The sequence below is a fragment of the Ensifer sp. ENS07 genome, from assembly GCF_014852185.1.
In the GTDB taxonomy this organism is placed as follows: Bacteria; Pseudomonadota; Alphaproteobacteria; order Rhizobiales; family Rhizobiaceae; genus Ensifer; species Ensifer adhaerens.
The window spans coordinates 58156-81681 of record NZ_JACVBE010000011.1; the positions used below are offsets into that span (position 1 = coordinate 58156).

The following is a 23526-nucleotide window of genomic DNA, read 5'->3' on the forward strand; positions in this document are numbered from 1 at the left end:
ATGACACTCACGAACCGGGTTTCAACGGAAGAGATCGCGCTCGGCATCCGCCGACGGGTGTTCTTCCACACGATGAAGAACAATGGCGGTTACCTCAGCCAGGCCTGCTCGGCTGCCGAAAGCCTTGCGCTGCTCTATAACGAGCTTCTGACGCTCGGCGAGCCGACGTTGCCGAAGGTGCCGCTGCCGTTTCGCGGTGTTCCTTCGGCGCACAATCCGGACGCCTTTACCGGCGCCGGCTATCACGGACCGGTTGGGCCGGCGTTCGACCGTTTCTTCATCTCGCCCGCCCACTATGCGCTCGTCATCTATTCGGCGCTGATCGAGATGGGGCGCATGGACGAGCACGCGCTCGATCACTTCAACAAGGACGGCGGTTCGGTCGAGATGATCGGCGCCGAGCACAGCCCCGGCATGGAAGTGACCACGGGCTCGCTGGCGCAGGGTCTCTCCATGGCCTCGGGCGTCGCCTGGGCGCGGCTGCAGAAGAAGGAGCCGGGCAAGGTCTGGGTCTACATGTCGGACGGCGAGTTCCAGGAAGGCCAGACCTGGGAATGCCTTGCGGCGATGAGCTACCACGGCATCGACAACATCCGCGTCGTCGTCGACGTGAACCGCCAGCAATGCGACGGCGCCATGTCGTCGGTGCTCGACCTTGGCAATCTCGCCGCCCGGGTAAGCGCCTTCGGCGTCACCTGCCGGTCGGTCGACGGCCACGACCTGGAAGCGCTCAGGGCCGCGGCCGGAAGCGCCGAGCCCGGCAAGCCGCTGGTCATCCTCGCCAACACCTCGCCCTACCAGGGCATGGAGTTCCTCAAAAAGCGTTTCCCGCGACTTCATTACGTTCGCTTCAAGAGCGCGGAAGAACGGCTTGAAATGCAGGCGGCACTTGCGGCCGAACTCGGCGTCGACGCCGACGCAATGAAAGGGGCCTGAATATGGTCGAGATCGTCAATCGTCCCTACGCCAAGGCATTCGAAACCTTCGCGACCGCGCGACCCGAAGTCCTCTGCCTTTCCGCCGACCTGACCTCGTCCTGCGAGGTCGACGGCTTCCGCGACCGGCATCCGCAGCAGTTCCTCTCGCTCGGCATGGCCGAGCAGAACATGTTGTCCTTTGCCGGCGGGCTGGCGATGGAAGGCTACCGGCCGTTCATTCATACCTTCTCGGTTTTCCTCTATCGCCGCCCCTATGATCAGCTGATCAACTCCATCGCCTATTCCAATCGCAAGGTGCGGCTGATGGGCTTCCTGCCCGGTATCACCACGCCCGGCGGCATCACCCATCAGGCGATCGAGGACGTTGCCGTTCTGCGCGCCGTACCAAACATGACGATCCTCGAGACCGGTGATGCGACCGAGGTGGAGACCGTGCTTGAAGTGGCCGACAGCATCGATGGCCCCGTCTATGTACGTGTGCTTCGCGGCGAGGTCCCGCGTCTCTTCTCCACGCCTTTCGCGTTCAACAAGCTGCGGGTTCTGTCCGAGGGCGACGACATTCTCGTCGTTTCCTCAGGCATCTGCACCGAGGAAGCACTGCGCGCCACCCAACCGCTTCAGGCACGCGGCATCGGCATCACCCATCTGCACGCCTCGACCCTGAAACCCTTCGATCGCGAAGGCCTTTTGAAGGCCTCGCGGGGCAAGAAGGGGATCGTCACGCTGGAAAACCACACCATCGTCGGTGGCCTCGGCTCGCTCGTGGCGGAAATTCTGGCCGAAGAAGGCCTCGGCATTCGCCTGAAGCGGCTGGGCCTCAACGACACCTTCGCCCATGGCGCGTCCAAGCCCTACCTCATGAAGAAGTATGGCCTCGACGCCGGCGCGCTCGTTGGCGCCATCAGCGAATTGGTCGGCAAGCCTCTGGAGATTGGCGAGGACGAATTGACGGAGGTCCGCATCGACCACGTGCATTCGGCGCAGAAGGCGGAGGCGCTCTAGTGGCTCCGCGTTTCACCGTCACCTACTACGTGCGTGCCGCTGACGCCGACGAGGCTAAGGCGCGAGCGCTGGATATCGCTCTGGAGCAGACCGTCGAAATTCCGCGCAGCGCCGTTCCCAAGGGCTACGTCGAGGATGAAATCCTCGGCAAGCTGGAAGACCTGAAGCCGGATCCGGTCGGCCGGCCGGGCTTTCTTGCCTCGATCTCCTATTCCGACGACGATGTCGGCGGCGACTTTCTGCAGCTCTTGAACGTCATCTTCGGCAACAGCTCCATCAAGCCCGGCCTGAAGGTCGAGGATATCGGTCTTTCGCCGGGTATCCTTGCGCTTTGCACAGGACCCCGCCACGGCATTGCCGGGCTTCGCGCCCGCGCCGGGGTGGGCGAAAGCCCTCTTTTGATGTCGGCGATCAAGCCCGTCGGGCTTTCGACATCCGAACTTGCGAGCCGCGCCCATGATTTCGCGCTTGGCGGCATGCACTTCGTCAAGGACGACCATGGTCTCGTCGATCAGGCGACGTCGCCTTTTGCCGAACGCTTGAAGGCCTGCATCGAGGCCGTCGGCGAGGCCAATGCCAAAACAGGCGGCAGGACAAGCTTCGTGCCGAATGTCACCGGGCCGGCTTCGGCCGTGCTTGACCGGGCGAAGGAAGCGCAGGCCGCCGGTGCAGGCGCCGTGATGCTGGCCCCGGCATTGACCGGCTATGATGTCGTCCGCACACTTGCGGCCGATCCCGATTTCACCTTGCCGATCGTTTCGCACCCAGCCTTCTCCGGCGCAAATGTGGTTTCTGCCGATTGCGGCTTCTCGCACCGTTCGTTCTTCGGCACGCTCCATCGCCTGATGGGCGCGGATGCGGTGATCTACCCGAACTTCGGAGGCCGCTTCGGTTTCACGCGAGAGGAATGCCTGTCGATTGCTCGGGCCTGCGCGGCCGACATGAGGGGGCCGAAGGCGATCGTCGCTGCACCCGGTGGCGGCATGACCTTCGAGCGCGTTCCCGAGATGCGTGAGGCCTACGGCAACGACGTCATGTATCTGATCGGCGGCGCCCTGCTTCAGCAACCGAACCTCGTGGAGGCCTGCCGCCGCCTGGTCGCCGCGGTCCATAACTAGACGCACTCGCCAGGGGTCGAGCCCCAATGGTCGCGCCGGGATGGCGCGGTCCTCGTACTCCCGTAGCCGAAAGGACCGCCCTCCCACTACGCGACAAGAGAAGCAACTGCTTATGGCCGCAGCCTGGGACCAGACACCCATCCGGCGCAACTGCGAGCTCATAGACCGCAATCGGCTTAGTCGTGCTCCGCTGTCGCTGTGCGCTGGCAGTCCAACCCATTGGCTCGGCCCTCGAGCTGGGCGCTTCCAAAGGCGTCGGCGCCGGATTCAGGACTGCCGATCACCAGTTACCCTTCGAACGTCTAGCGTTTGCGAACAAACTCGGTGCGCAGAACAAGACCTTTGATCGCTTCATGGCGGCAATCGATTTCTTCAGGGTTATCAGTTAGCCGGATCGACTTGATCACCGTTCCCTGCTTCAGCGTTTGCCCGGCACCCTTTACCTTGAGATCCTTGATCAAAACGACCGAATCTCCATCTGCAAGGACGGTGCCTGACGCATCGCGAACCTCGGCGGCTCTTGCTTTCTCGGCAGCAAGTTCGGAGGCTGGCCGCCACTCACCCGTTACATCGTCGTACACGTAGTCGTCGTTCTGGTCGCTCATGGTCTGCCTTGCATGGTTTTTCGGATCTTGCAGTGGTCGCGTCCGCGATCGCTGCAATAGGGGTGCACCCCTACCTTCTCTGCGGTGCTGACGCAAATGTCACGGCTCGTCCTTCGGTTTTGCTGCGGTCTAAAACGTCGGTCGTCCGCTATAAGGCCGCATTTACGCCGCGTGGCGGCCGGCATCCGTCGCCGCGCGCGGAGCGGACCCGCTTGCCTTTCGCAGGGCACTGCCTCGTATGCCCGCAGATCGTCTCCGCTTGTCCGGCCGAGCCCGAACATTGAAGCGGCCGTCTTCCGCCGGTTCGGCACTGGGCCGGAACCACTTCGGCCCGAAAGAAAGAGACGTGGCCAAGCCCGCAACCAACCTCCGCCCCCGTTCATTCAGCACTGTGAGTGCTCTAGTTGGCGAAGGCCTGTTCTTTCACAAAGATTTCCAGATCCGTCTCTACCTTGATGGTGCTCCGAGTTCGATTTCGGCCCGCGCTCTTTGCTTCGTAGAGGAGCTTGTCGGCCCGGTCATAGAGTTTCTCAAAACCTTCATCGCCGAAGGTATCCGCCACTCCCATGCTGGCGGTTACAGGTCGCTCGAGACCCGGAACGGTACTGGCGACAATTACCGGAATTGCCTGTCGCCGGCGTTCGGCCAGGGTGGCGGCATCATTGCCGCGCAAGAGAAGTACAAATTCTTCACCGCCAAGACGGTATGCCCGCACGTCCGGCCCTGTCTGGAAAGCATTGGCTACAGCTTTGAGCACGGCATCTCCAACGGCATGTCCGTTTACGTCATTGATTGATTTGAAATGATCAAGGTCAATGACCGCCAATGTTGCAAAGCCATCAGCTCGAAGCTGCGCGAACTGTCCCTCAATAGCTCGACGATTGAGCAAGCCCGTCAATGGGTCCGTTTCGGAAAGCCGTTCAAGCAGATCGGCTTCGATGCGTGCGCGATCTCGCTCCCGCTTCATGGTCACGAAGCGATCAGCTACGCCGAGCGTGGTGAAGAGGGCTTCGAATAGACAGCCAGCATAAAACGCGAGCGTGGCGTCGATGCTGTCGAACCAGGGTACGACGCCCGTCACCAGACGGATCAAGCCGACCGCGATCATTGGCGTGTATCCGACTGCCTGAAATTTTGCCGCGCGACTCCCGCGGCGCAATGCGTCGATCATCGACAGTATGAAAATGATGAGGATCGGTGCAAACGCAGCCGTGTACGCGGTCGATTGTATTGGCCGCGCAACGAACGGGAATGCCGCGTGAAACGCACTCAGGAACAATGCCGATGCCGCACAATAGGGTAGCAGACGCCGTAGTGCAGGATGCATCAGTCCAGGTTCGATGAAGCTGTACGTAAACATCGCTCCTGATGCGACCGTCATCCCGAAGAGCAAGGTGGTCATCCAGCTCAAAGTCATGGCCGGCGGGTCGAAAAATACGACTGACAAACTTGATGAGGTCATAATGGTCATCAGCAACGACAGCGTCAAAGCCGAGTGCCAGAGAACAAAAGGTTCGCGCAGGATCCGATAGAACGCCGCATTGAAGATCAGAAGCATGGCGAGCATGCCAGCTAGGCCTGCGACGAACGTCAGGAGTTGCATATCGTCGATGCTATCGACTGCGACATCCACTGGTGCCAGATATGCTCGCTCCAGTGTCATCCGATGGCTAGGCAAATCGATTGCGACGACGACTTGCCGCGTCGCATCTGTCACTACAGGCAGGGGAGCCTTGAAATACCCACCGGCCATTGAGCTGGGCAACGCTGCTGCAGAAACGGAGGCTTGCCGCACCGCGCCGTCCTGGTCGATTGCAAGGAGATGCACCGCCTCAAGTGCGCTCCGCCTGGAGAGAAAGTATCGAGGAGGGCTATCGCCCGGCCTGAGATCGAAGCGAAGCAGCACTCGCTCGGATTCAATCGAGAATTTCCGGTCATCACAGGACCACCGCTCGGCTGCCAAAGCTATGGTGATCACGTTCTCTGAGATGCGGCCGGATGCCCAGCAGGAATTGCGAATGTTGCTGGAATCACCAGCGTGGGTCGATCCAACGCCCAGGTGCGTCAGCATCAACAGAAGCAGAAATACTGCCAAAGCACGACTTCGAAACCCACCCCCAAGCATAGGGCTTCGATACAGCCAGAAGCTTTCGATACCATTAAGCGCCGCAAAAACGCGCCTGTGATCGGCTCGGCGGAAGGCGACGACCTTGCTATAGCGCCCGAACGCGAACCGCGGCCCGCTCACACTTCCTGTCTTCAATTCTGGCGCAAGGCGCTGGACGACGACAAGCGGGCAATCATCCATGCGGCCGCTCCAGAAGAGCGCGCGACCGCCTCTCTTCATGAACTGCAACCGGACACGACGGATGTTTGAGATGGCTCTTTGAGGGTTTGCGCCGATCGCGCGCTAGAGCCGGTCGCCGCTTTCGATGGCGGCCGGTGCCTCTACTGGGTTCTCGGATGCCACGTGCTCTTCGGCAACGCTCAAATCCAGTTTCCCCCAGATCGATAGTTTTTCGCCGTTGGGTTTAAGCTTTCGTGACTGCTTGATCTCAACGATAAACGGCTTTGTCTGCTGACGCATCTTTCCTCCAGGCGACGAATCGCAGAGCAACTCTATCGCAACGCATTCGTCTCGCAAGCGGACCTTGCCCGAAGATCGTGCGAGAAACGGGCGTGTTTTCACTGTGGGTGTGGCAGTGTGCTGCAGCGCGCTGCGTCCCTTCGGGTAGGGGCGCGATTGCGCTGATGCCACTGTCAGATCTCTTCCCTTCGGCCGTTGCTCCAAGTGCGGGCTCGATGAGGCAGGCCTGACCGTAGAACGGCTGCGCCTCGCTCTTGTTCCCGAAAAGGGCTTCACAAAGACAGGCATCGAGCCAGTCGCAGGCTTACGTCGCTCGCCGGCCATCGTTACTTCCTCTGCGGCATCAACCCGCGCTCTAGACGTTTTGCCGGGGTTCGAACTTCGCGGTGACCATCTCGCTCTCCTTCGAGACGAGCCTGGCGGGCAAGAAGTTGATCCAGCCTTCGTTCGGCAGCAGGCACCTTGGCGCGCATCACTGTATCGCGGAGCTTTCGCGCAATGCGATTCTGTCCCGCTTATCCCCCGTTGACAGCGGGAAAAACCACCTCCTACCTCTCCTGGATCGGCCGACGGCTTGCTAGGAAGAGCGTGAAAACCCGCGTCGGAGCGACTGCCCCCGCAACGTCTGGGCGTTCAAGCACCACCGCACGCGTGATGCCTTTCACCGACGATGCCAAAGGTGGTTTCGATAGAGCCAACGGATAAAGCGGCGCATGCGGTTGCCGGCAGCACAAAGATCTGCCCGGAACGGCAATGGCCGAGCAGTCGAGCGGCAGCTACCGACTAAAGGACAAGCGCGCTTGTCCTGTTCTCGATCAGGCGAACGAGGTTCAGTGCCGTCATCTCCGAGGATTTCGGATTGGTTGCGAGCGGGCGGTTCTGAAGGCGGATTTCGAGTGTGCCGAAGGCGCCGCGGGCGATAATGCTGTGCGTGTTTTCCACTGCTTTGGGATCGGCGACGAGCTGCACACGCGTATGTTCCATACCGATGCCGGCAAGGGAGATGGTCGCCGCCACATTGGCATTTTGCGGAAAGGCCGTCGCCGCCTCAGCGGCCGATCCTGCAAAGAAAGCTTCCGCTTCCTGAAGTTCGCCTAGGCGACAGCACTCTTCGGCGGGCGTCCCAAACCAGGCCCTCGCGGGCTTGGTGATGGTGTGCTCCACGCTGTCCAGACCCAACCGTGAGGCCGCCGAGAGCGCATCGATGCCGCCGAGCGCGCCCGGCGGTATGATAAGCTTGCAACCGTTCCGCCGCGCAAGTTCCACGAGTTCGTCGAGCACGGTGGCATCCACCAGGGCCGAGGTCGAGGACACCGCGAAATCCATGCCCGCCGCCAATGCCGCCCGGGCGAAGGGCTGGACGCTTTCGCGGCTCGCCGCCTCGACGACCAACGTCGCGCCGGTCGCCGTCAGCGCTTCTGGACCGGCAACATGAACCGCCCCTTCCGGCATGGTCGCTTCGATTTCCCTGGGATCGCGCACGGCGATCCCGACAATCCGGGCGTTCGCGCCCCGCGCCTTAAGAAGTGCTGCCACCCGCTGTCCGATGGCGCCCCAGCCCACGAGGCAGATGGCTTCGACTTTCGACATGACGATCCTTTGCTGGTCTGCTGCCGGGTTCAGAGCCTCACCCAGCCCTCGGGCGGGGTCTTGCCGGGGTGCACGGTTCCGCATTTCGGGCACGTGCGCAGCTTTTCGTCCGCGTAGAAGGCCTGATAGATCGGCGGCAGATCGTCGACGATGGATTCGAGGTCTACCTCCGCGCGGTGCACAAGTTCCGTGCATTCGAAGCAGTACCATTCGACAGCGTCGAGCAGGCCTTCAGGCCGCGTGGGCTCGATCACAAGGCCGATCGATCCCTCCATCGGCCGCTGCGGCGAGTGGCGCACATGCGGCGGCAGCAGGAAGATGTCGCCCTCGCGGATCGGCACGTCGTAGAATTCCTTGCCGTCATAGAGCTTCAGCACCATGTCGCCCTTTAGCTGGTAGAAGAACTCCTCGACGGGATCGTCGTGATAGTCGGTGCGCTTGTTGGGGCCACCGACTATCGTCACCATGAGGTCGGCGTCTTTCCAGATCTGTTGGTTGCCGACCGGCGGCTTCAGCAGGTGCTTGTGCTCGTCGATCCACTTTTGCAGATTGAACGCCTTGAGCTTCGTCATCGATATTCCTCCCTGTCCCGTTCAGCGCAGTTTCAGGCCGCATTCCTCGAAGGCGGCTCTGGTCAGTCTCTTTTCCGCATCCGTCAGCTCCAGCAGTGGCTGGCGGACGGCTCCCCCCACTTGGCCAAGCAGTTCCTGCCAGTACTTCTGGTGCGCATGGGGCTTTTCCGCGGGCTTGGACTTGCGGAAGGCGTCACGCACCCCTTGCAGGCTCGCGCTGACGGCGCGGCTCTCCTCGGCCTTTCCGGCAAAGGCGAGTGCTGTGTACTCGGCCATGCGCCGGTCGGCCTTGGTCTGGAGCGTGTAGGGTGGCGACGAGCAGAGATAAAGCTGCCAACCGAGTTCCAAGACGTTATCCAGCCATTCCTCTTCCGAAGCGGTCGAGACGAGGATGCGGTCGCCGGCGAGCGCCGTCAGCGCCTTGTACATGGCGCGCGGCACCGAATACTTGATCGCTACCACCGTCTCGATGTCGGCAAGCCGGTTGCACAGTTCCGGGCTCATCAGATAGCCGCTGTCGGGATGCGACCACAGCGCCATGCCGATATCCACCTTTGAGGCGATGGCCTCATAGTAGCGCAGCAGCGTTTCGTCCTGCTGCTTGAAGAAATGCAGGATCGGCGCATGCACGACGATGTAGTCGGCGCCGCAGGCCTGCGCATGACGGGCAAGATCGATCACCACATCCATGTTCTGGTCGGAGCAGGACATGATCGTCTGCGCCCGTCCTCCGGCCGCTTCCACCGATAGATCGAACATCCGCTTGCGCTCGTCGACCGACATGGAGAAGAACTCACCCTGCTTGCCGGCAATGAAGAGGCCGTCGATACCGAGATCGGAAATCCAATGCTCGACATTGCGGCGGTAGCCCTCTTCGTCGATGGCGCCATCGGCCGTAAACGGCGTGTTCGCCGCCGCCCAGATGCCGCGCATCGTGGCACGGGAATGGGCCTTTGCATCTTTACGCTGGTATTTCATGACGCTCCCTGTCGCATGTCCGTCCGGTGGCGCGTGAAGCAACCGCTCCGGTCTCTCTCGGCGCATTTAGCGCAGGATTTTTTTATTCATTAAGACACATAGTCTGTATATATTCATGCCGAAATCAGTATGGATCCCGCGATGCTCAATCTCCGTCAGATCAAGTGTTTTCAGGCCGTGGTCGAACTCGGCAACTTCTCCCGCGCCGCCGAACGCTTGCGCACCAGCCAGGCCGGCATCTCGCATGCGATCCGCGACCTCGAGGCGCTGCTCGGCGCGCGGCTCTTCGACCGCACGACCCGACGCGTCGAACTGACCGAGGCCGGTCGGGTCTTTGCGGCGGCCGCGCTGCCCGGCCTTGCGGAAATCGAGCGCGCCGTCGATGCGGTGCACGATCTCGGGCAACTGAGAACGGGCCTGGTGCGCATCGCCGCCCCGCCCTTCCTTGGCGCAACCGTGCTGCCGCGCCTGCTGCAGGAAGTCGCTCAAAGCCATCCGAACCTCAAACTCAGGATCGAGGACGTCGTGACGGACATGATCGCGCCCCGGGTGCGCAGTGGCCTCTGCGACCTCGGCGTCGGCACCTTTGCCAGCGACGAGGACGGCCTTGAGATCCAACGCGTGCTGCGCGACCAGCTGATGGTTTTTGCGCCCGAGGGCCACGCCATCTGCACGAAGGCCGAAGTGGCCTGGTCCGCGCTTTCCGACCAGCCGATCATCACGCTGACGCGCGAAAGCAATATCCGTCTTCTGACCGAGGTCGGCTTCGAAAGCGCCGGCGTGCCACTGCGCCCTTCTCTCGAAGTGCACCAGATCAACACGGCCCTTTCGCTCGTCGAGCGGGAGGCGGGGGTTGCGATCCTGCCGACCTATGCCTTTACCGGCCTCAACGGTCGGAAGATCTCAGCCCGCCCGTTGGTCGAGCCGTCGATTGCCCGCGATGTCTCTGTCATCACGGCGCGCGAACGCACGCCCTCCCCCGCGACGCTCGCGGTGCGCACACTGCTGCGCAAGGTGCTGCGCGACATGGTCCCGGTTGTCGGCTGATGGAACGCAAGAAGGCCGAAACCACCCAGACAGCGGTTTCGGCCTGATCATCCATTCATGGCGGCGCGCGATGCCGTCAGGCGGTGCGCAGCGAGACGTTCTTGACGACGGTGTAGTGATGCAGGCCCTCCGCGCCACCCTCGCGGCCAAGGCCGCTTTCCTTGACGCCACCGAACGGCGTTTCGGCGACGGAGGCCTCGAGCGTGTTGATCGAAAGATTGCCAGCCTCGATGCCCTGCATCAGGCGGTCGATGTTGGCGGCCGAGTTGGTGAAGCCATAGGCGGCAAGACCAAACGGAAGCGCATTCGCTTTCGTAAGCGCTTCGTCGATCGAGGCAACCGGATTGATCAGCGCGAGCGGGCCGAAGGGCTCTTCGCTGAGCGCGCGGGCATCATCCGGCAGATCGGCAATCGCGGTCGGCGCGAAGAAGTAGCCCTTGCCGTCCAGACGTCCGCCGCCGCACAGGATGCGGGCGCCCTTTGCGCGCGCATCGTCGACAAGCCCCTGGAGGGCAGCGATGCGGCGATCGTTGGCCACCGGGCCCATCTGCGTCCCTGCGTCGAGGCCGTCACCGACCTTGATCGAACGCGCCTTCTCCACGAAGGCGTCCGTGAAGCGCCTGTAGAGCGTTTCGTGCACGAAGAAGCGCGTCGGCGAGGTGCAGACCTGGCCGGAATTGCGATACTTGCGGGTGGCGCAGGCAATGCCTGCCGCAACCGGATCGGCATCCTCGCAGACGATGACGGGCGCGTGGCCGCCAAGTTCCATCAGCGCCGGTTTCATCACTTGCGAAGCGAGCGTCGTCAGGTGCTTTCCGACGACGGTCGAGCCGGTGAAGGCGACCATACGGATCCGGTCCTGAGGGATGAGATAGCCTGAGATTTCGGCGGGGTGGCCGAAGACGAGGTTGAGCACACCGGCAGGAAGGCCTGCATCGTGGAACGCCCGCGCTATGTGCACGACGCCGGTTGGCGTCTCCTCGGACGCCTTCATGATGATGGAGCAGCCGGCCGCAAGTGCGCCGCCGATCTTGCGAGCGGGCTGGCTCATCGGGAAGTTCCAGGGCGAAAACGCCGCGACCGGGCCGATCGGTTCCTGCAGCACGATGTAGCGGATGCCCGGTGCGCTCGGGATAACCCGGCCGTAGAGACGCACGCATTCGCCGGCGTCCCATTCGAAGAATTCGCAACCGCGAATGACCTCGGACCGCGCCTCGGAAAGCGGCTTGCCGTTTTCGAGCGTGATCGAACGCGCGATCTCCTCTGAGCGCTCGCGCATAAGCTGGGCCGCCTTCAGGATGATCGCCGCGCGGGCAGCCGGCGATGTCCGGCTCCAGGCCTGAAAGCCCTGCCAGGCAGCGTCCGTTGCGTCGGCGAGATCCGTCTCGCGGGCGACCGCCACCTTGCCGATGACATCCTCATTGGCGGGGTTGATGACGGCGAGCGTCTCAGAGGTCGCCCTCCATTTGCCGCCGATATAGAGCTGAGCATGCGTATCCTGAGCCATGAGATTGCCTTTTCGCCATTCCTTCAGAGGCTGCGCCTTCCTGTTCCGGTAATGGATGCAATCAGCGGTCTAATATAACAATCCACATAGGTTGAATGAATTGATATCGAGATGTGATAAGTCTCGAGCCAGCACAAACGAAAAAAAGCGCCTTCCCGGGCAGGGAAAGCGCTTTTCCATTTTTCACAAGCGATCGCGATCAGGTCACGGCGCTACGGACAGCAAAGCGGGCGTCGCGCCAAGCGCCAGTCTCCATCACGTCATGCAGCACGTCCACGGCGTTCCACACATCCTTAAAACTCGTATAGAGCGGTGTGAAACCAAAACGGATGGTGGCCGGGGCGCGGAAGTCACCGATGACGCCCCGCTCGATCAGAGCCTGCATGATTTCATAGGCCCCCTCGTGCTCGAAGGAGACCTGGCTGCCGCGCACCGTGCCGTCGCTTGGACCGACCAGCTTCAGGCCATGCGCGCCGCAACGCGCTTCGACGAGCTTTATGAAGAGGTCGGTGAGTGCGATGCTCTTCCGGCGGATGGCCGTCATGTCCACTTCATCCCAAAGATCGAGCGCGGCCGAAAGCGTGCGCAGCGACAGGATTGGCTGCGTGCCGGAGAGGAAGCGCAAGATGCCCGCGCCGCCGTCGTAATTGCGCTCGAAAGCGAATGGACGGGCGTGGCCCCACCAGCCACTGAGCGGTTGGCTGGCCTTTTCCTGATGGCGCCTGGCGACATAGATAAAGGCTGGCGCACCGGGGCCACCATTCAGATACTTGTAGGTGCAACCGACGGCGAAATCGACGTTGCAGCGATCGAGTTCCACCGGCAGCGCACCGGCCGAATGGCAGAGATCCCAGACGACGAGCGCACCCACATCGTGCGCGCGCTTGGTCAGCGCCGCCATATCGCGCAGAGCGCCGGTCTTGTAGTTGACGTGATTGACGAGCACCACGGCGACGCTCTCGTCGATCAGGTCTTCGATCCGCGGGCCATCGACGCCCTCAAGCCGCAGGACGGTACCGGGCCGCGTCGCAATCACGCCCTCAGCCATGTAAAGATCGGTCGGGAAGCTCTCGCTTTCCGCGACAATGACCTTGCGATCCGCATTGAGGCCGAGTGCGGCGTGCAGCGCCTTGTAGACATTGGCCGAGGTGTGGTCGGTCACGGCCGTCTGGCCGGGTGCTGCGCCAATGAGGCGGCCGACGCGGTCGCCGAGCGTCAGCGGCAGGGCGAACCAGCCAGCCGTGTTCCAGCTGCGAATGAGGTCGCGGCCCCATTCGAGTTTCGCGGCCTTCTCGATTTCGGCATAGGAGGCAAAGAGCGCCGCGCCGAGCGAATTGCCGTCGAGATAGGTGACGCCTTCGGGCAAATCAAAGCGCTTCTTGAAGGCCGCGAGCGGGTCGTCGCGGTCGAGCGCCTCGACAGCATGGATATCGATGTTCATGGGGCAGTCCTTCTATTCACGGACGGTTTCGCGGGCCGGCATGGGGCCGCGGGCGCGCTTGAGGGTTGGGAGCGCCAGCATGGCGAGCACGAAGAGGCCGGTGGCAAGTTTCAGGTCGGTCGGCGGCATGCCGGCGGCAAGGCAGAGCGAGACAAGCTGGTAGTAGACGATGGCTCCGACGAAGGGTGCCGCAAGCTGGCGCCGGATCGTCTGCTTGCCGACAATGGCTTCGCCGATCATCAGCGCCGCAAGACCGTTGATCAGCGTACCGATGCCCATGTTGACGTCCGCAAACCCCTGCGACTGCACCATGAGCGCGCCGCTGGTGGCCGAGAAGGCACCGGCTAGACCGACCCCGCCGATGGTGAAGGCCCAGATGCTGATCCCCTGCGCTTCCGCCATATCCGGGTTGGAGCCGACGGCGCGCATGGCCGTTCCGCGTTCGGTCCGGAAATAGAGGTTCAAAAGGCAATAGACGGCAATGCCGAGCAGTCCTGCAACGACGATCTTCGCGACCGGGAAACCCGGCTCGGCAAAGGGTACGCCATCGAAAATGGTTGGCGTGCCGTACACCGAGAGGTTGGACTTGCCCATCAGCCGCAGATTGATCGAGTAGAGCATCGTCATCATCAGAATGCCGGCAAGCAGCGTGTGGATGCGGAAGCGCAGATGCACGAAGGCCGTGCAGCTACCCGCCAGGAAGCCTGCGGCCATCGCAACGAGGATCGCCAGCCAACCGGGTGCGCCACCGGCGAGCGACAGCGCGCAGACGCAGCCGCCGAGCGGGAATGCGCCCTCGCTCGTCAGGTCCGGAAAATTCAGTGTGCGGAACGGCAGCATGATGCCGAGAACGATGAAGGAAAGGATGAGGCTCTGCGCCAGCGTGACCGGGACGAGCGTGATGAAGTTCGAAAATATCGTAGAAACCGTTTCCATGTCCGTCTCAGCTTGCGAGCAGCATCCGGTCGGTCTTCATGCCGAAGTGACCGATGAGTTTCGGGATCGTGACCTCGGCCTTTTCCGCGCCGGTGATCTCGAGCCGGATCTGGCCGGCATCGAGCATCACCACGCTATGGCCGAAATCGACAGCGTGCTGCATGTTGTGCGTCACCATCAGGGTGGTGAGATTGAAGGCTTCGACCGCGCGTACCGTCGCCTGCATGACGATGTCAGCCGTGCGGGGATCGAGGGCTGCGGTGTGCTCGTCGAGGAGCAGCAGATCCGGCTGGTCGCAGGTCGCCATGATCAGCGAAAGCGATTGGCGCTGGCCGCCGGAGAGCAGTTCGACGCGCGTGTCCAGCCGATTTTCCAGCCCAAGGTTCAGCGCCGCGAGGCGTTCGCGGTAGCTCGCGAGCCGCCTGGCATTGAGGCCTCGGCTAAGGCCGAGTTTCTTGCCGCGCAATTCGGCGAGCAGCATGTTTTCCGCAACCGTCATCGAGGCGGCGGTGCCTTTCATCGGATCCTGGAAGACCCGGGCCACCCGTGTCGCACGTTTGTGCACGGGCAGTGCCGTCACATCGTCGCCGTTGATGAGGATCTTGCCTGAATCGAGCATGAGCGCGCCGGAAATGGCATTGAGCATGCTGCTCTTGCCGGCGCCGTTCGATCCGATGACGATGGCGAAGTTGCCGGTCGGAAGCGTCAGGCTGAGATCGTTGAGGGCGATCTTCTCGTCGGGCTGCCCCTTGTAGAAGACCTTTCGTGCAGATCGGATTTCGAGCATCCGTTCCTCCTCTGAGCAATTCCGTAGAGGCCGCCTCCGCAGCCTTGCTTCCGGAATTCATGTAAATACGAATGGACAGGGCGCGCGGGGCGCGCTCATGGACGGCGGCGTCGTGGCCGCCGCCGTTGCTGGCGTCGGATTACTCGACGATGCAGTTGCAGTCGGCGAGCGAAGCCGGGATCTCGACGCCGAAGGCGGCCATCGCCTTCTTCGAGATCAGCGCCTGGTGATCTTCATAGGCGGGGAAGACCGGAGCGATGGACTTCGGGTCCTTGCCCTTCAACACTTCGGCTGCGATCTTGCCGGCGTTCTTGCCGACCTGTTCGTAGTTGACGGCAAAGCTTGCCGGCACGAAGCCTTCCCGCACGGCAGTATCGACGGCATTGACGACCGGGATGCCCGCCTGGCGCGCGGCCGACGCGACCGCCGCGATCGCCGGCTGGATCATGTTGGACGTCGGGCCGTAGATCACGTCCACCTTGCCGGAGAGCGAGGTGATGCGCTGCTGGATGTCGTTGAGGTTGTCGACGCCGACTTCGACGACTTCAAAGCCCTGTTCCGGAGCAATTTTGCGCACCGCTTCAAGCAGCGCAACGTCGTTGGCTTCGCCCGGATTGTAGGGAAGGCCGAGGCGCTTGGCGTTCGGCAGAAGCTTCTTGGTAAACGCGAGCACGGCCGCCATGTCCTGGCTGTCGGTCGCCCCAGTGATGCCGTCGTCGCCGCTTTCCTTGGACGGGACGAGCTTGGCGGCGACCGGATCGGTCACGGCCGTGAAGATCACCGGGATGCCGGAGCCTGCGAGCGCCTTCTTGGCGATCTGCGAAACCGGGGTGGTGACGGTGTAGACGAGCTTTGGCTGTTCGGCCTGCAGCTTGGCGATCATCTGCGGCACCAGCGAGGCGTCGAAATTGGTGTGGCTCTCCGTGTAGACGACGTCCTTGCCCTCGACGAAGCCGTTTTCGGCGAGCGCCGCCTTGAAGCCGGCGATGGCGGCGTTGAGCGGTGGGTGTTCGCCGAAATTGGCGATGCCGATGCGGATCGGATCGGCAGCCGCCGAACCGATGCCGGCAAGCACCAGGCCCGCCGCCATCAGGCCTGTGATGAGTTTCGATTTTGTGTTGGCCATGGGTTCCTCCTCCAGCTGTCGCATTGACAGCACGAGCGATGAGGAAGCGCAGCCCAACGGCAAAGTCAACGATATAGTATACAATTATAGCAATTGGCGATTATCATATATTATTCTCGCATATATGATTACCGAACATTCGGGCGGTGAATTTTGGAGGTGCCTTTGGTCGACGAGCAGGAAAACAGCACAAAAACAGAGGCCGCCTACAGGATTTTGCGAAACGAGATCCTCATGGCCCGCCTGCAACCGGGGGCGCCGTTGCGGCCCGACCTTCTGAGCAAGACCTATGATGTCGGGCGGACACCTCTTCGAGAGGCACTGTCGCGGCTGGAGGCCGAGCGGCTGGTAGTGGCGATCTCCAACCGCGGTTTCACCGTCGCACCCGTGTCGCGCAAGGGGCTCGAGGATCTGACGAAGGCGCGCGCGGTCGTCGAAATCCCTCTATTGCTGGAAGCCATGGAGCGCGGCGGCTCGGAATGGGAATCGGCGATCGTCACGGCGCACTACCGCCTGTCGCGCTGCAAGACGATCGTCGAGGATTCTTCCGACCTTGCTGTGGATACCTGGATGGAACGGCACGAGGCATTTCACGCCGCCCTCTTGAGCGCGGCGCAATCGAGTTGGCTGATGCACTTCCGCTCGACCATCTCCGACCAGCTCCAACGCCACTACCGGTTCCTCGCCTTCGCCCCTGTTCTGCGCGCGGCACACGGAGAGACGGCCGGCTATGCGGAGGCCATGGCCGCGCTGCATAAGGCGCAGTCCATCGGTCCGCACACCGAGCTGATGGAGGCCGTACTCGACCGCAACGCCGAACGCGCTCGGATCCTGATGGACGAGCATTTCGGCTATCCGCTCGAAGTCTACGCCGTCGAGGAAGGGGAAGTTGCGTCATCTGCATCCCGCAAACCATCAACACGCCAGGGAACTCATAAGAAATCCGCATGAATTAATGCTGATTAAGGCGATTGTTATGGGGAAAGCGACCCTGTTTCATGGCGCCTAAGCAAACGGAAGCGGCGTGATTTGCGCGGGCATGAGGAGGCCTGCGCGATCAACTGACACGACGAAAGAAGAATTCGGAACGCGACACAGGGGTGTGTCGCCGCCGAGCTGTCGTTTGCTTGCGCCGCTGCCAGCCTTGGACGCGTCCGTTCACCGATATTCCAGGAGGAGACCAACATGCCGAGAAGGCTGATCATCACGTGCTCAATTTTGTGTCTGGCCGCGGGCACTGCGCTTGCCGCGGGTTGGGAAAAGGAAGTACCGACGGAGATCAACATCCAGGATCCCCACCTCAAGCGCTGGTCGGAACTGACCTACGACAAGCAGCCGCCGGCGCTGACGCCGGGCAAGGACTACGGCATGGATCCGGCGACGGGCAAGTTCAACGCGCCGCGCGCCACAGCACTCGGCGCATCGCCGAACTTCCCCGGCCAGCTCACCCATTGGGACGACAAAACCTACAAGAGCAACGTCGAGGAAATCGCCTTCTACCCGCACATCACGTCGCCCTGGCATGCCTGGCCCGACGTCGCGGATTTTGACGGCAAGCGCTACATGTACCTGCATGATCGCGACTACATGCGCGTGCTCGACATCACCGACCCGGCCAAGGCCAAGGTCGTCTATTCCAAGGGCGGCGTCTGGGGACAGGACGGTTCAAGCGAAGACTGGGACGCCAAGACGGTCCAGGACTATTTCGGCGGTATGACGATTGCCTGGAGTGAAAAGCTCCAGAAAAACGTCGTCGTAGCCTCCTACGAGATCGGCCGCTTCGGCATTCTCGACAACAAGCGCACCCAGCCCGACATCGTCGAGACGCTACGCCACTACAATTCGCTCAAGGGCTTCAAGGTCTACGAGATGAACGGGCCGCTGCCGAGTGACTGGACGCTGATCGCCACCCGCACGACCGACATCAACAACCCGGACGCGCCCATCGGCAAGCAGCAGGGCTCCGGTTCGCTCGACGCACCCGCCTGGTTTGGCGGCAAGTACATGTACCTCTCGTCGGCGCCCGACGACAGCTACGCATTGACCGAGTATCCGGACTACCTGCACTCGCCGGGCTACCAGGCTTGGGACATGACGGACCCGGCCAATCCTCTTTTCGTCAGCCAGGTCACCGTTCCCGGACAGGTCGTCGGCGACAAGGCAAGCGAGGACGCCTACCTGATGAACCCGCGCGCCGGCAACCGCACGTCTTGGATGGGCTCGCGCATGCCGCTGTTCCTGCCGAAGCCGGTGGAAAAAGGTGGCAAGATCGGCTTCGGCGCGATGGGCGGCCTCGGCTTCTACACCTTCGATCTCACCAATCCCGGCACGCCGGAAATGATGGGCCATCTGAGCATCCCGCCAAGCTTTGCCGGTACCGAATTCGACAATGCCGATACCAGCCAGTACGAGCGCACCGGCTATGTCTTTGCCAACGGCTACCCGATGAACTCCAACTGCTACGAGCCCTACAAGGACGTGCTGGTCATCGACGCCAAGGATCCGAAGGACCCGAAGGTCGTCGCCGCCTTCCCGCGTCCGACACCCCCGGCAGAGGCCGAATTCACTGACTATTGCCAGCGGCGCGGCAGCTTCGGTCCGAAGCGTTCCGGCACGACCCACCAGCCGGGTCACAGCCGCGACGGCATCCTGCCCTATGCCTTCTACAATGCTGGCCTGCAGATCTTCGACGTCAAGGACCCGAAGGATCCGAAGATCGCCGGCTACTACGTGCCGCGCTTCCCCAAGCCTGAGGAAATGCCCGAATACACCTATGAAAACGCCAGCTTCGCGGTCTTTACCGAATACGACCGCAACATCATCTGGCTGATCAGCATCGACGGCATCCGCGCCCTGAAGACGCCGCTTCTCGGTGAACCGAAAACCGGCCTTGCCGGCGAAGTCTGGCCGCCGCGCGGGTAACCCCCGACTGGCCGGTATCGCAAACGATACCGGCCCTTTTTTCTCTCATTCCATACAGACCCGCTCAGCACCCGCTTGTCCCGCACGCCACGGACGGAGCCGGCGAAGCTTTGCCAATTTTCAAGAACCGACAAGGGAACGAACTCGATATGTACAACCCAACCAGTGCTACGGCACTTCTCCTCCTGAAAGGTGCCGCAGCGGCGCTCTGCCTGATGGCCGCCACCCAAGCGGCAACGGCTGCAGACGCGGAACCGGTCGAATATGTCCGCGTCTGCGATGCCTATGGCAACGGTTTCTTCTATGTTCCGGGCACCGAAACCTGCCTGAAGATCAGCGGCTACCTGCGCCATGAGGTTGCGGCGGGCGACGATGTGTACTGGGGCGGCTCGCTCGATGGCTTGCCCGGCAAGGCGCGGGCGACACTGCGCTTCGACGCTCGCAATGAAACCGAGTTCGGTACGCTGCGCTCCTATCTGGAGACGCGCTTCGAGCACAAGGCATCTGGCGAGCGCATCTACATTTCGGAAGCGCTTATCGAGCTTGCCGGCTTCTCGGTCGGCATCGCCGATTCGCTCTTTGCCAACTGGACCTGGGGTGCCGGCAACGTCATCTACGACGACGTCATTTACTACTCGGGCGACCGCACGATGCAGGCGAGCTATACCCACGACTTCGGCAACGGCTTTTCCGCCATGGTGGGCGCAGAGGAAGGCAATGGCTCCTGGGAACTGGAGGCGGTCGACGCGTCCGGCGTGGCAAGCCGCGAGTGGTTTGACCTACGGGCCGACAGCATTCCCCACCTCCTCGGCGGGGTGAAATACGAAGCGGACCGGATGACGCTTTTCGGCATGGCGGCCTATGACACGCGCTATGATGCCTGGGCCTTCAAGGCGCGCGTCAACCTCGACGTCACCGACGCGTTCTCCCTGTTCGTCATGGCTGCCTACCAATCCGACCCGAGCCGGCCGAATTATTATGGAAGCTGGTACGGCGACTGGGCGATGTGGGGCGGCTTCTCCGCCAAGATCAGCGAGAAGGCGACGATAAACACGCAGATCGACTTCGAAGAGGACGGTACCTGGAACGCGGCGCTCAACGTTGCATACGAGGTCGTGCCGGGCTTCAAGATCACGCCGGAACTCGACTACACCGCTTTTCGCGGGTTTCGCGGACACGAGGACGCCTTCGGTGGTGTCGTGCGCTTCCAAAGAAACTTTTAAGCTTCGCGTTGAGGAACCGGCGGCGACCTTGCTGCCGGTTTTTATCCGGCTGCAGCAACGATGCGGGCTGCCCTTGCCAGAGAAACCTTCGCGCTGTGCAACTCCCTGAACGGAATCGAACCCCGCCACCAGTTGTTTCAAAGCTTACAAGTATCTCACCACTCCAAGATGAGCATTCCAGGCGGCGACTGCTCGCGGCCAGGGTCCGTTCGCACGCGGCTTGACCGGTTGAAGGGTCGTGCGCCAAAGGATTTCAGCATAGGGCATGCCATCGGCCGGGAACCGGGCGCGAACTTTCCCTAGCAACGGAAAGAATTACCATCGCTAGGCTGTCAGCCTTTTGGCAGCCCCTCTGGCCTCAGGTACTTTCGTAGCGCTGCAATGCGAAAAATCGCGTTGGCGGCTCCGTAGCCGCGATAGCCCCGTCTTTCGACGATCTCGAAGAAGAAACCTTCGCCAAAGGTCGGGCTGTAGAGCTGGTAATACTCGCCGTCCTCGTCGCGGTCATAGAGGATGTTTTCGGACTTCAGCCTTTCGACGAGTTGAACGTCGAGACCGAAGCGCGCTTCAACGTCATCGTAGTAGTTCGGCGAAATCGGTAGCGCCTTGAAACCATTGGCGCGCAATGCCTGCGCAGTCGAAAAAATGTCATTGGTGGCAAAGGCCAGATGCTGGACGCCGGAACCGAAGGTTTCGGCGATGAACCGGCCGGCCAGCGTGTTGCGATTTTCCGCGCCGTTCAGTGTCAGGCGCAACGTGCCGGCGTCATTTTCCACGACCTGGCTGCGAACGATGCCTGCTGGATCGACGATGTCGATCATCGGCGTCTTATGAGCATCGAGTAGTGATGTGTAGAAGAGCAGCCAGGTTAGCATTTCCTCATATTTTACGGTCTGAGCGATGTGATCGATGGAGCATAATCCGGCCGCGATGACAGAGCCGCCGTCGCGCACTGGCTCAAACTCGACCTCCCAGATCTTGGAGAGCTCGGATTTGTCGTCCAGAAAATAGATGAGCCCTCCGCCCACGCCGTGGATCGCCGGAACCACGAGCTCGCCTGGACCAACCGGCTGCTCGAATGGTTCTGCCCCAAGCACCCGTGCCCTTTCTACAGTCGCCGCAGCATCATCCACCATGAGGCCGAAGGCATAGGCGGACGTGCCGTGGACGAGATAGGAAGCGCTGGCAAAGCCTTCGCGCTCGGTGTTGACCACCAAATTGATGGCGCCTTGGCGATAGACCACCACTTGTTTCGTCCGATGTTGTGCTGTTTTCGTGAATCCGACTGAAACGAGCAACGCTTCGAGTTCGCCTGCTTCCTCTTCCGAGGCACTGAACTCCACGAACGCTACACCTCTCACGTCGACGCGAGGGGGCATTATGGGGACCGGCAAACGAGTATCCGGTTCGGCGCGCTTGACCTGATCCCCGAGATAAATCAGCGAGCGATATCCATCGACAGCGATCGCACTGGGGTTGCCTCCACGAAATTGGTCGTTGAAGATTTCGAGCGATAGATAGCCGTCATATCCAGTTGCCGCCACCGCGCGGGTAAAGTCTGTCACTGGGAGATCGCCCTCGCCCGGCATATTGCGGAAGTGCCGGCTCCAATACAGCAGATCCATGTCGATCAGTGGGGCATCGGCCAACTGGACTATGAAGATCTTCTCCTTCGGGATGGAGCGGATCGAGTTGATCTCGATCTTGCGCGACAGCGTATGAAAGCTGTCAAGGATCAGCCCGATACTCGGGTGATCGACGCGTCGGACGATTTCCCAGGCGTCTCGATGATCGCTGATATGACGTCCCCAGGCGAGCGCTTCGTAACCGACGCGCAAGCCCCGCTTTGCGGCCCTTTCGCCGAGTTCGCTAAAGTCCGCGGCCGCCCTGTCAATGCCACCAACGGCAGCCGGCGAGACATTGGAACAGACAAGGACGAGGTCCGTGCCAAGCTCCTCCATCAAGTCGAACTTGCGCTCGGCACGGTCGAACGTTCGGGCTCTCAACGGCTCCGGCATGCCCTCAAAATCCCGGAACGGCTGGAACAGACTGATCTCCAAACCGAAATCTCGCACCATGCGGCCGACCTGACGCGGGCTCTCGTCAAAGGCGAGGAAATCGTTCTCGAAGATTTCAACACCGGCAAAGCCCGCCTTGGCGATGGCTCGCAGCTTGTCCCTGAGGTCGCCGCTGAGCGAAACCGTTGCTATCGAGGTCTTCATCACTTGCTCCTCGGTGGAATTTTCGGAAATCAGCCGGTCATTGCCTTGAAATGGGCAAGCATCCGCGTTGTGTCCGGCTCAAGACCTGTGAACAGGCGAAAAGCGCCAACTGCCTGGAACACCGCCATTCCTCCACCGTCGAGCGTGCGGCATCCGCGTCGCCTCGCTTCTGAAAGCAGCGGCGTTTCGAGCGGGAAATAGACGATCTCGGCGACCCAGTGCCGCGGATCGAGAAGTTCGGCGTCAAGCGGCATCCCGGGATAGTTCGCCATGCCGGTCGGCGTGGCGTGAATCAACCCGGATGCCGATCGCATCGCAACAGAAAGGTCCGTACCGGCGGTGATGTCGGCTTCTGGAAACAAGGCGGTCAGCATCGCGGCAAGCAATCGCGCCCGTTCCGGCTCGCGATCGAAAACGATGAGACGCTTCAGGCCAAACGAAAGCGCGGCATAGGCTGTTGCGACGCCCGCACCTCCTGCTCCCAGTTGCACGCCCGAGGAAAGATCTGCATCGGGCAATCCGCGCCTGAAGCCTTCCGCAAAGCCCCACCAATCGGTGTTGTGGCCATATCGTCGCCCTCCCGTGAGCACGACCGTGTTGACGGCACCGAGCCTGTGTGCGTCTGGCGAGAGTTCATCGAGATGAACAATGACGGCCTGCTTGCACGGATGGGTTATGTTGAGGCCGGCAAACCCCTGCCTCTCAGCGTCGGCGAGCAGCCGCGGCAGATCATTTTCCGTCGCACCAATTTCGGAAAGATCAATGAGCTCATAAGCATAGCGGAGTCCCTGAGCTGCACCTTCGGCCATGTGCATGGCGGGCGTCAACGAGGCCTGGATGCCTGCACCGATCAGGCCCGCCTTCAAGGGTCTTACAAGCGTTTCGGACATTGTTTCCGTTTCCATCTTCTGAGCCCGTTGCAAAG

20 protein-coding genes are annotated in these 23526 nt (G+C 61.7%); 7 read left to right on the forward strand and 13 right to left on the reverse strand.

From position 1 onward, the window contains the following. The 3 genes from IB277_RS26825 to IB277_RS38265 are packed head-to-tail and all read left to right on the forward strand — an operon-like array spanning position 1 to position 3058. Positions 1–936, forward strand: a complete 936-nt coding sequence (locus IB277_RS26825) for a transketolase (RefSeq protein ID WP_192372044.1) — start codon at positions 1–3, stop codon at positions 934–936. A gap of 2 nt (positions 937–938) precedes the next feature. Continuing rightward, positions 939–1940, forward strand: a complete 1002-nt coding sequence (locus IB277_RS26830) for a transketolase family protein (protein ID WP_192372045.1) — start codon at positions 939–941, stop codon at positions 1938–1940. Further along, positions 1940–3058 (forward strand): RuBisCO large subunit C-terminal-like domain-containing protein, encoded by a 1119-nt coding sequence (locus tag IB277_RS38265; protein ID WP_192372046.1) that lies wholly within the window; start codon positions 1940–1942, stop codon positions 3056–3058. Before IB277_RS26830 ends, IB277_RS38265 begins: the two co-directional genes overlap by 1 nt. A 302-nt stretch (positions 3059–3360) precedes the next feature. On the opposite strand, the gene IB277_RS26840 is transcribed toward IB277_RS38265, so the two are convergent. The 6 genes from IB277_RS26840 to IB277_RS26865 form a co-directional block, all read right to left on the reverse strand. After that, a complete protein-coding gene (locus IB277_RS26840) occupies positions 3361–3663 on the reverse strand; it encodes an alkylphosphonate utilization protein (RefSeq protein ID WP_034796466.1) in 303 nt (100 codons plus the stop codon). A gap of 400 nt (positions 3664–4063) precedes the next feature. After that, the gene (locus IB277_RS26845) at positions 4064–5971 is read right to left on the reverse strand and encodes a diguanylate cyclase (RefSeq protein ID WP_246812830.1); all 1908 of its coding nucleotides are present in this window, start codon (positions 5969–5971) and stop codon (positions 4064–4066) included. Positions 5972–6073: 102 nt separating this feature from the next. Next, a complete protein-coding gene (locus IB277_RS26850; protein ID WP_167550733.1) occupies positions 6074–6250 on the reverse strand; it encodes a hypothetical protein in 177 nt (58 codons plus the stop codon). A gap of 783 nt (positions 6251–7033) precedes the next feature. After that, positions 7034–7840, reverse strand: coding sequence for an aspartate dehydrogenase (locus IB277_RS26855; RefSeq protein ID WP_060603732.1), 807 nt, complete (start codon positions 7838–7840; stop codon positions 7034–7036). Positions 7841–7869: 29 nt separating this feature from the next. Continuing rightward, positions 7870–8412 (reverse strand): 3-hydroxyanthranilate 3,4-dioxygenase, encoded by a 543-nt coding sequence (locus IB277_RS26860; protein WP_192372047.1) that lies wholly within the window; start codon positions 8410–8412, stop codon positions 7870–7872. Positions 8413–8433: 21 nt separating this feature from the next. Then, a complete protein-coding gene (locus IB277_RS26865; protein ID WP_034796473.1) occupies positions 8434–9390 on the reverse strand; it encodes a dihydrodipicolinate synthase family protein in 957 nt (318 codons plus the stop codon). A gap of 141 nt (positions 9391–9531) precedes the next feature. Between IB277_RS26865 and IB277_RS26870 the strand changes: the two genes are divergently transcribed. Next, on the forward strand, positions 9532–10437 hold the full coding sequence (locus IB277_RS26870) for a LysR family transcriptional regulator (RefSeq protein WP_060580828.1): 906 nt from the start codon (positions 9532–9534) through the stop codon (positions 10435–10437). Positions 10438–10513: 76 nt separating this feature from the next. Here IB277_RS26870 and IB277_RS26875 read toward each other — a convergent pair whose 3' ends face one another. From IB277_RS26875 to IB277_RS26895, 5 genes are all read right to left on the reverse strand, one after another. After that, positions 10514–11944: an NAD-dependent succinate-semialdehyde dehydrogenase gene (locus IB277_RS26875; RefSeq protein WP_060580729.1), complete on the reverse strand. Its 1431-nt coding sequence runs from the start codon at positions 11942–11944 to the stop codon at positions 10514–10516. A gap of 199 nt (positions 11945–12143) precedes the next feature. After that, positions 12144–13385: a kynureninase gene (kynU, locus tag IB277_RS26880; protein ID WP_192372048.1), complete on the reverse strand. Its 1242-nt coding sequence runs from the start codon at positions 13383–13385 to the stop codon at positions 12144–12146. Between the two features lie 12 nt (positions 13386–13397). Continuing rightward, on the reverse strand, positions 13398–14321 hold the full coding sequence (locus IB277_RS26885) for an ABC transporter permease (RefSeq protein ID WP_060517968.1): 924 nt from the start codon (positions 14319–14321) through the stop codon (positions 13398–13400). A 7-nt stretch (positions 14322–14328) separates the two neighbouring features. Further along, entirely contained in the window at positions 14329–15108 is a 780-nt protein-coding gene (locus IB277_RS26890; RefSeq protein ID WP_060580731.1) for an ABC transporter ATP-binding protein, read from the reverse strand. Positions 15109–15247: 139 nt separating this feature from the next. Continuing rightward, positions 15248–16234 (reverse strand): ABC transporter substrate-binding protein, encoded by a 987-nt coding sequence (locus IB277_RS26895; RefSeq protein ID WP_192372049.1) that lies wholly within the window; start codon positions 16232–16234, stop codon positions 15248–15250. A 165-nt stretch (positions 16235–16399) separates the two neighbouring features. On the opposite strand from IB277_RS26895, the gene IB277_RS26900 reads away from it, so the two are divergent. From IB277_RS26900 to IB277_RS26910, 3 genes are all read left to right on the forward strand, one after another. Beyond that, a complete protein-coding gene (locus IB277_RS26900) occupies positions 16400–17185 on the forward strand; it encodes a GntR family transcriptional regulator (protein WP_060580732.1) in 786 nt (261 codons plus the stop codon). A 234-nt stretch (positions 17186–17419) separates the two neighbouring features. Continuing rightward, on the forward strand, positions 17420–19156 hold the full coding sequence (locus IB277_RS26905) for a hypothetical protein (protein WP_060580733.1): 1737 nt from the start codon (positions 17420–17422) through the stop codon (positions 19154–19156). A gap of 149 nt (positions 19157–19305) precedes the next feature. Further along, a complete protein-coding gene (locus tag IB277_RS26910) occupies positions 19306–20379 on the forward strand; it encodes a porin (RefSeq protein ID WP_060580734.1) in 1074 nt (357 codons plus the stop codon). A gap of 332 nt (positions 20380–20711) precedes the next feature. Here the strand turns inward: IB277_RS26910 and IB277_RS26915 are convergent, their stop codons facing one another. Then, positions 20712–22601 (reverse strand): bifunctional sugar phosphate isomerase/epimerase/4-hydroxyphenylpyruvate dioxygenase family protein, encoded by a 1890-nt coding sequence (locus tag IB277_RS26915; RefSeq protein WP_192372050.1) that lies wholly within the window; start codon positions 22599–22601, stop codon positions 20712–20714. A 29-nt stretch (positions 22602–22630) separates the two neighbouring features. Further along, on the reverse strand, positions 22631–23491 hold the full coding sequence (locus IB277_RS26920) for a shikimate dehydrogenase (protein WP_192372051.1): 861 nt from the start codon (positions 23489–23491) through the stop codon (positions 22631–22633). Positions 23492–23526 lie beyond the last annotated feature (35 nt).

Coding starts and splice junctions, on each gene's coding strand:
- IB277_RS26905 (WP_060580733.1), top strand. CDS start 17,420: ATGCCGAGAAGGCTGATCATCACGTGCTCAATTTTGTGTCTGGCCGCG.
- IB277_RS26885 (WP_060517968.1), bottom strand. CDS start 14,321: ATGGAAACGGTTTCTACGATATTTTCGAACTTCATCACGCTCGTCCCG.
- IB277_RS26830 (WP_192372045.1), top strand. CDS start 939: ATGGTCGAGATCGTCAATCGTCCCTACGCCAAGGCATTCGAAACCTTC.
- IB277_RS26920 (WP_192372051.1), bottom strand. CDS start 23,491: ATGTCCGAAACGCTTGTAAGACCCTTGAAGGCGGGCCTGATCGGTGCA.
- IB277_RS26910 (WP_060580734.1), top strand. CDS start 19,306: ATGTACAACCCAACCAGTGCTACGGCACTTCTCCTCCTGAAAGGTGCC.
- IB277_RS26865 (WP_034796473.1), bottom strand. CDS start 9,390: ATGAAATACCAGCGTAAAGATGCAAAGGCCCATTCCCGTGCCACGATG.
- IB277_RS26845 (WP_246812830.1), bottom strand. CDS start 5,971: ATGGATGATTGCCCGCTTGTCGTCGTCCAGCGCCTTGCGCCAGAATTG.
- IB277_RS26895 (WP_192372049.1), bottom strand. CDS start 16,234: ATGGCCAACACAAAATCGAAACTCATCACAGGCCTGATGGCGGCGGGC.
- IB277_RS26860 (WP_192372047.1), bottom strand. CDS start 8,412: ATGACGAAGCTCAAGGCGTTCAATCTGCAAAAGTGGATCGACGAGCAC.
- IB277_RS26855 (WP_060603732.1), bottom strand. CDS start 7,840: ATGTCGAAAGTCGAAGCCATCTGCCTCGTGGGCTGGGGCGCCATCGGA.
- IB277_RS26850 (WP_167550733.1), bottom strand. CDS start 6,250: ATGCGTCAGCAGACAAAGCCGTTTATCGTTGAGATCAAGCAGTCACGA.
- IB277_RS26915 (WP_192372050.1), bottom strand. CDS start 22,601: ATGAAGACCTCGATAGCAACGGTTTCGCTCAGCGGCGACCTCAGGGAC.
- kynU (WP_192372048.1), bottom strand. CDS start 13,385: ATGAACATCGATATCCATGCTGTCGAGGCGCTCGACCGCGACGACCCG.
- IB277_RS26875 (WP_060580729.1), bottom strand. CDS start 11,944: ATGGCTCAGGATACGCATGCTCAGCTCTATATCGGCGGCAAATGGAGG.
- IB277_RS26890 (WP_060580731.1), bottom strand. CDS start 15,108: ATGCTCGAAATCCGATCTGCACGAAAGGTCTTCTACAAGGGGCAGCCC.
- IB277_RS26840 (WP_034796466.1), bottom strand. CDS start 3,663: ATGAGCGACCAGAACGACGACTACGTGTACGACGATGTAACGGGTGAG.
- IB277_RS26870 (WP_060580828.1), top strand. CDS start 9,532: ATGCTCAATCTCCGTCAGATCAAGTGTTTTCAGGCCGTGGTCGAACTC.
- IB277_RS26825 (WP_192372044.1), top strand. CDS start 1: ATGACACTCACGAACCGGGTTTCAACGGAAGAGATCGCGCTCGGCATC.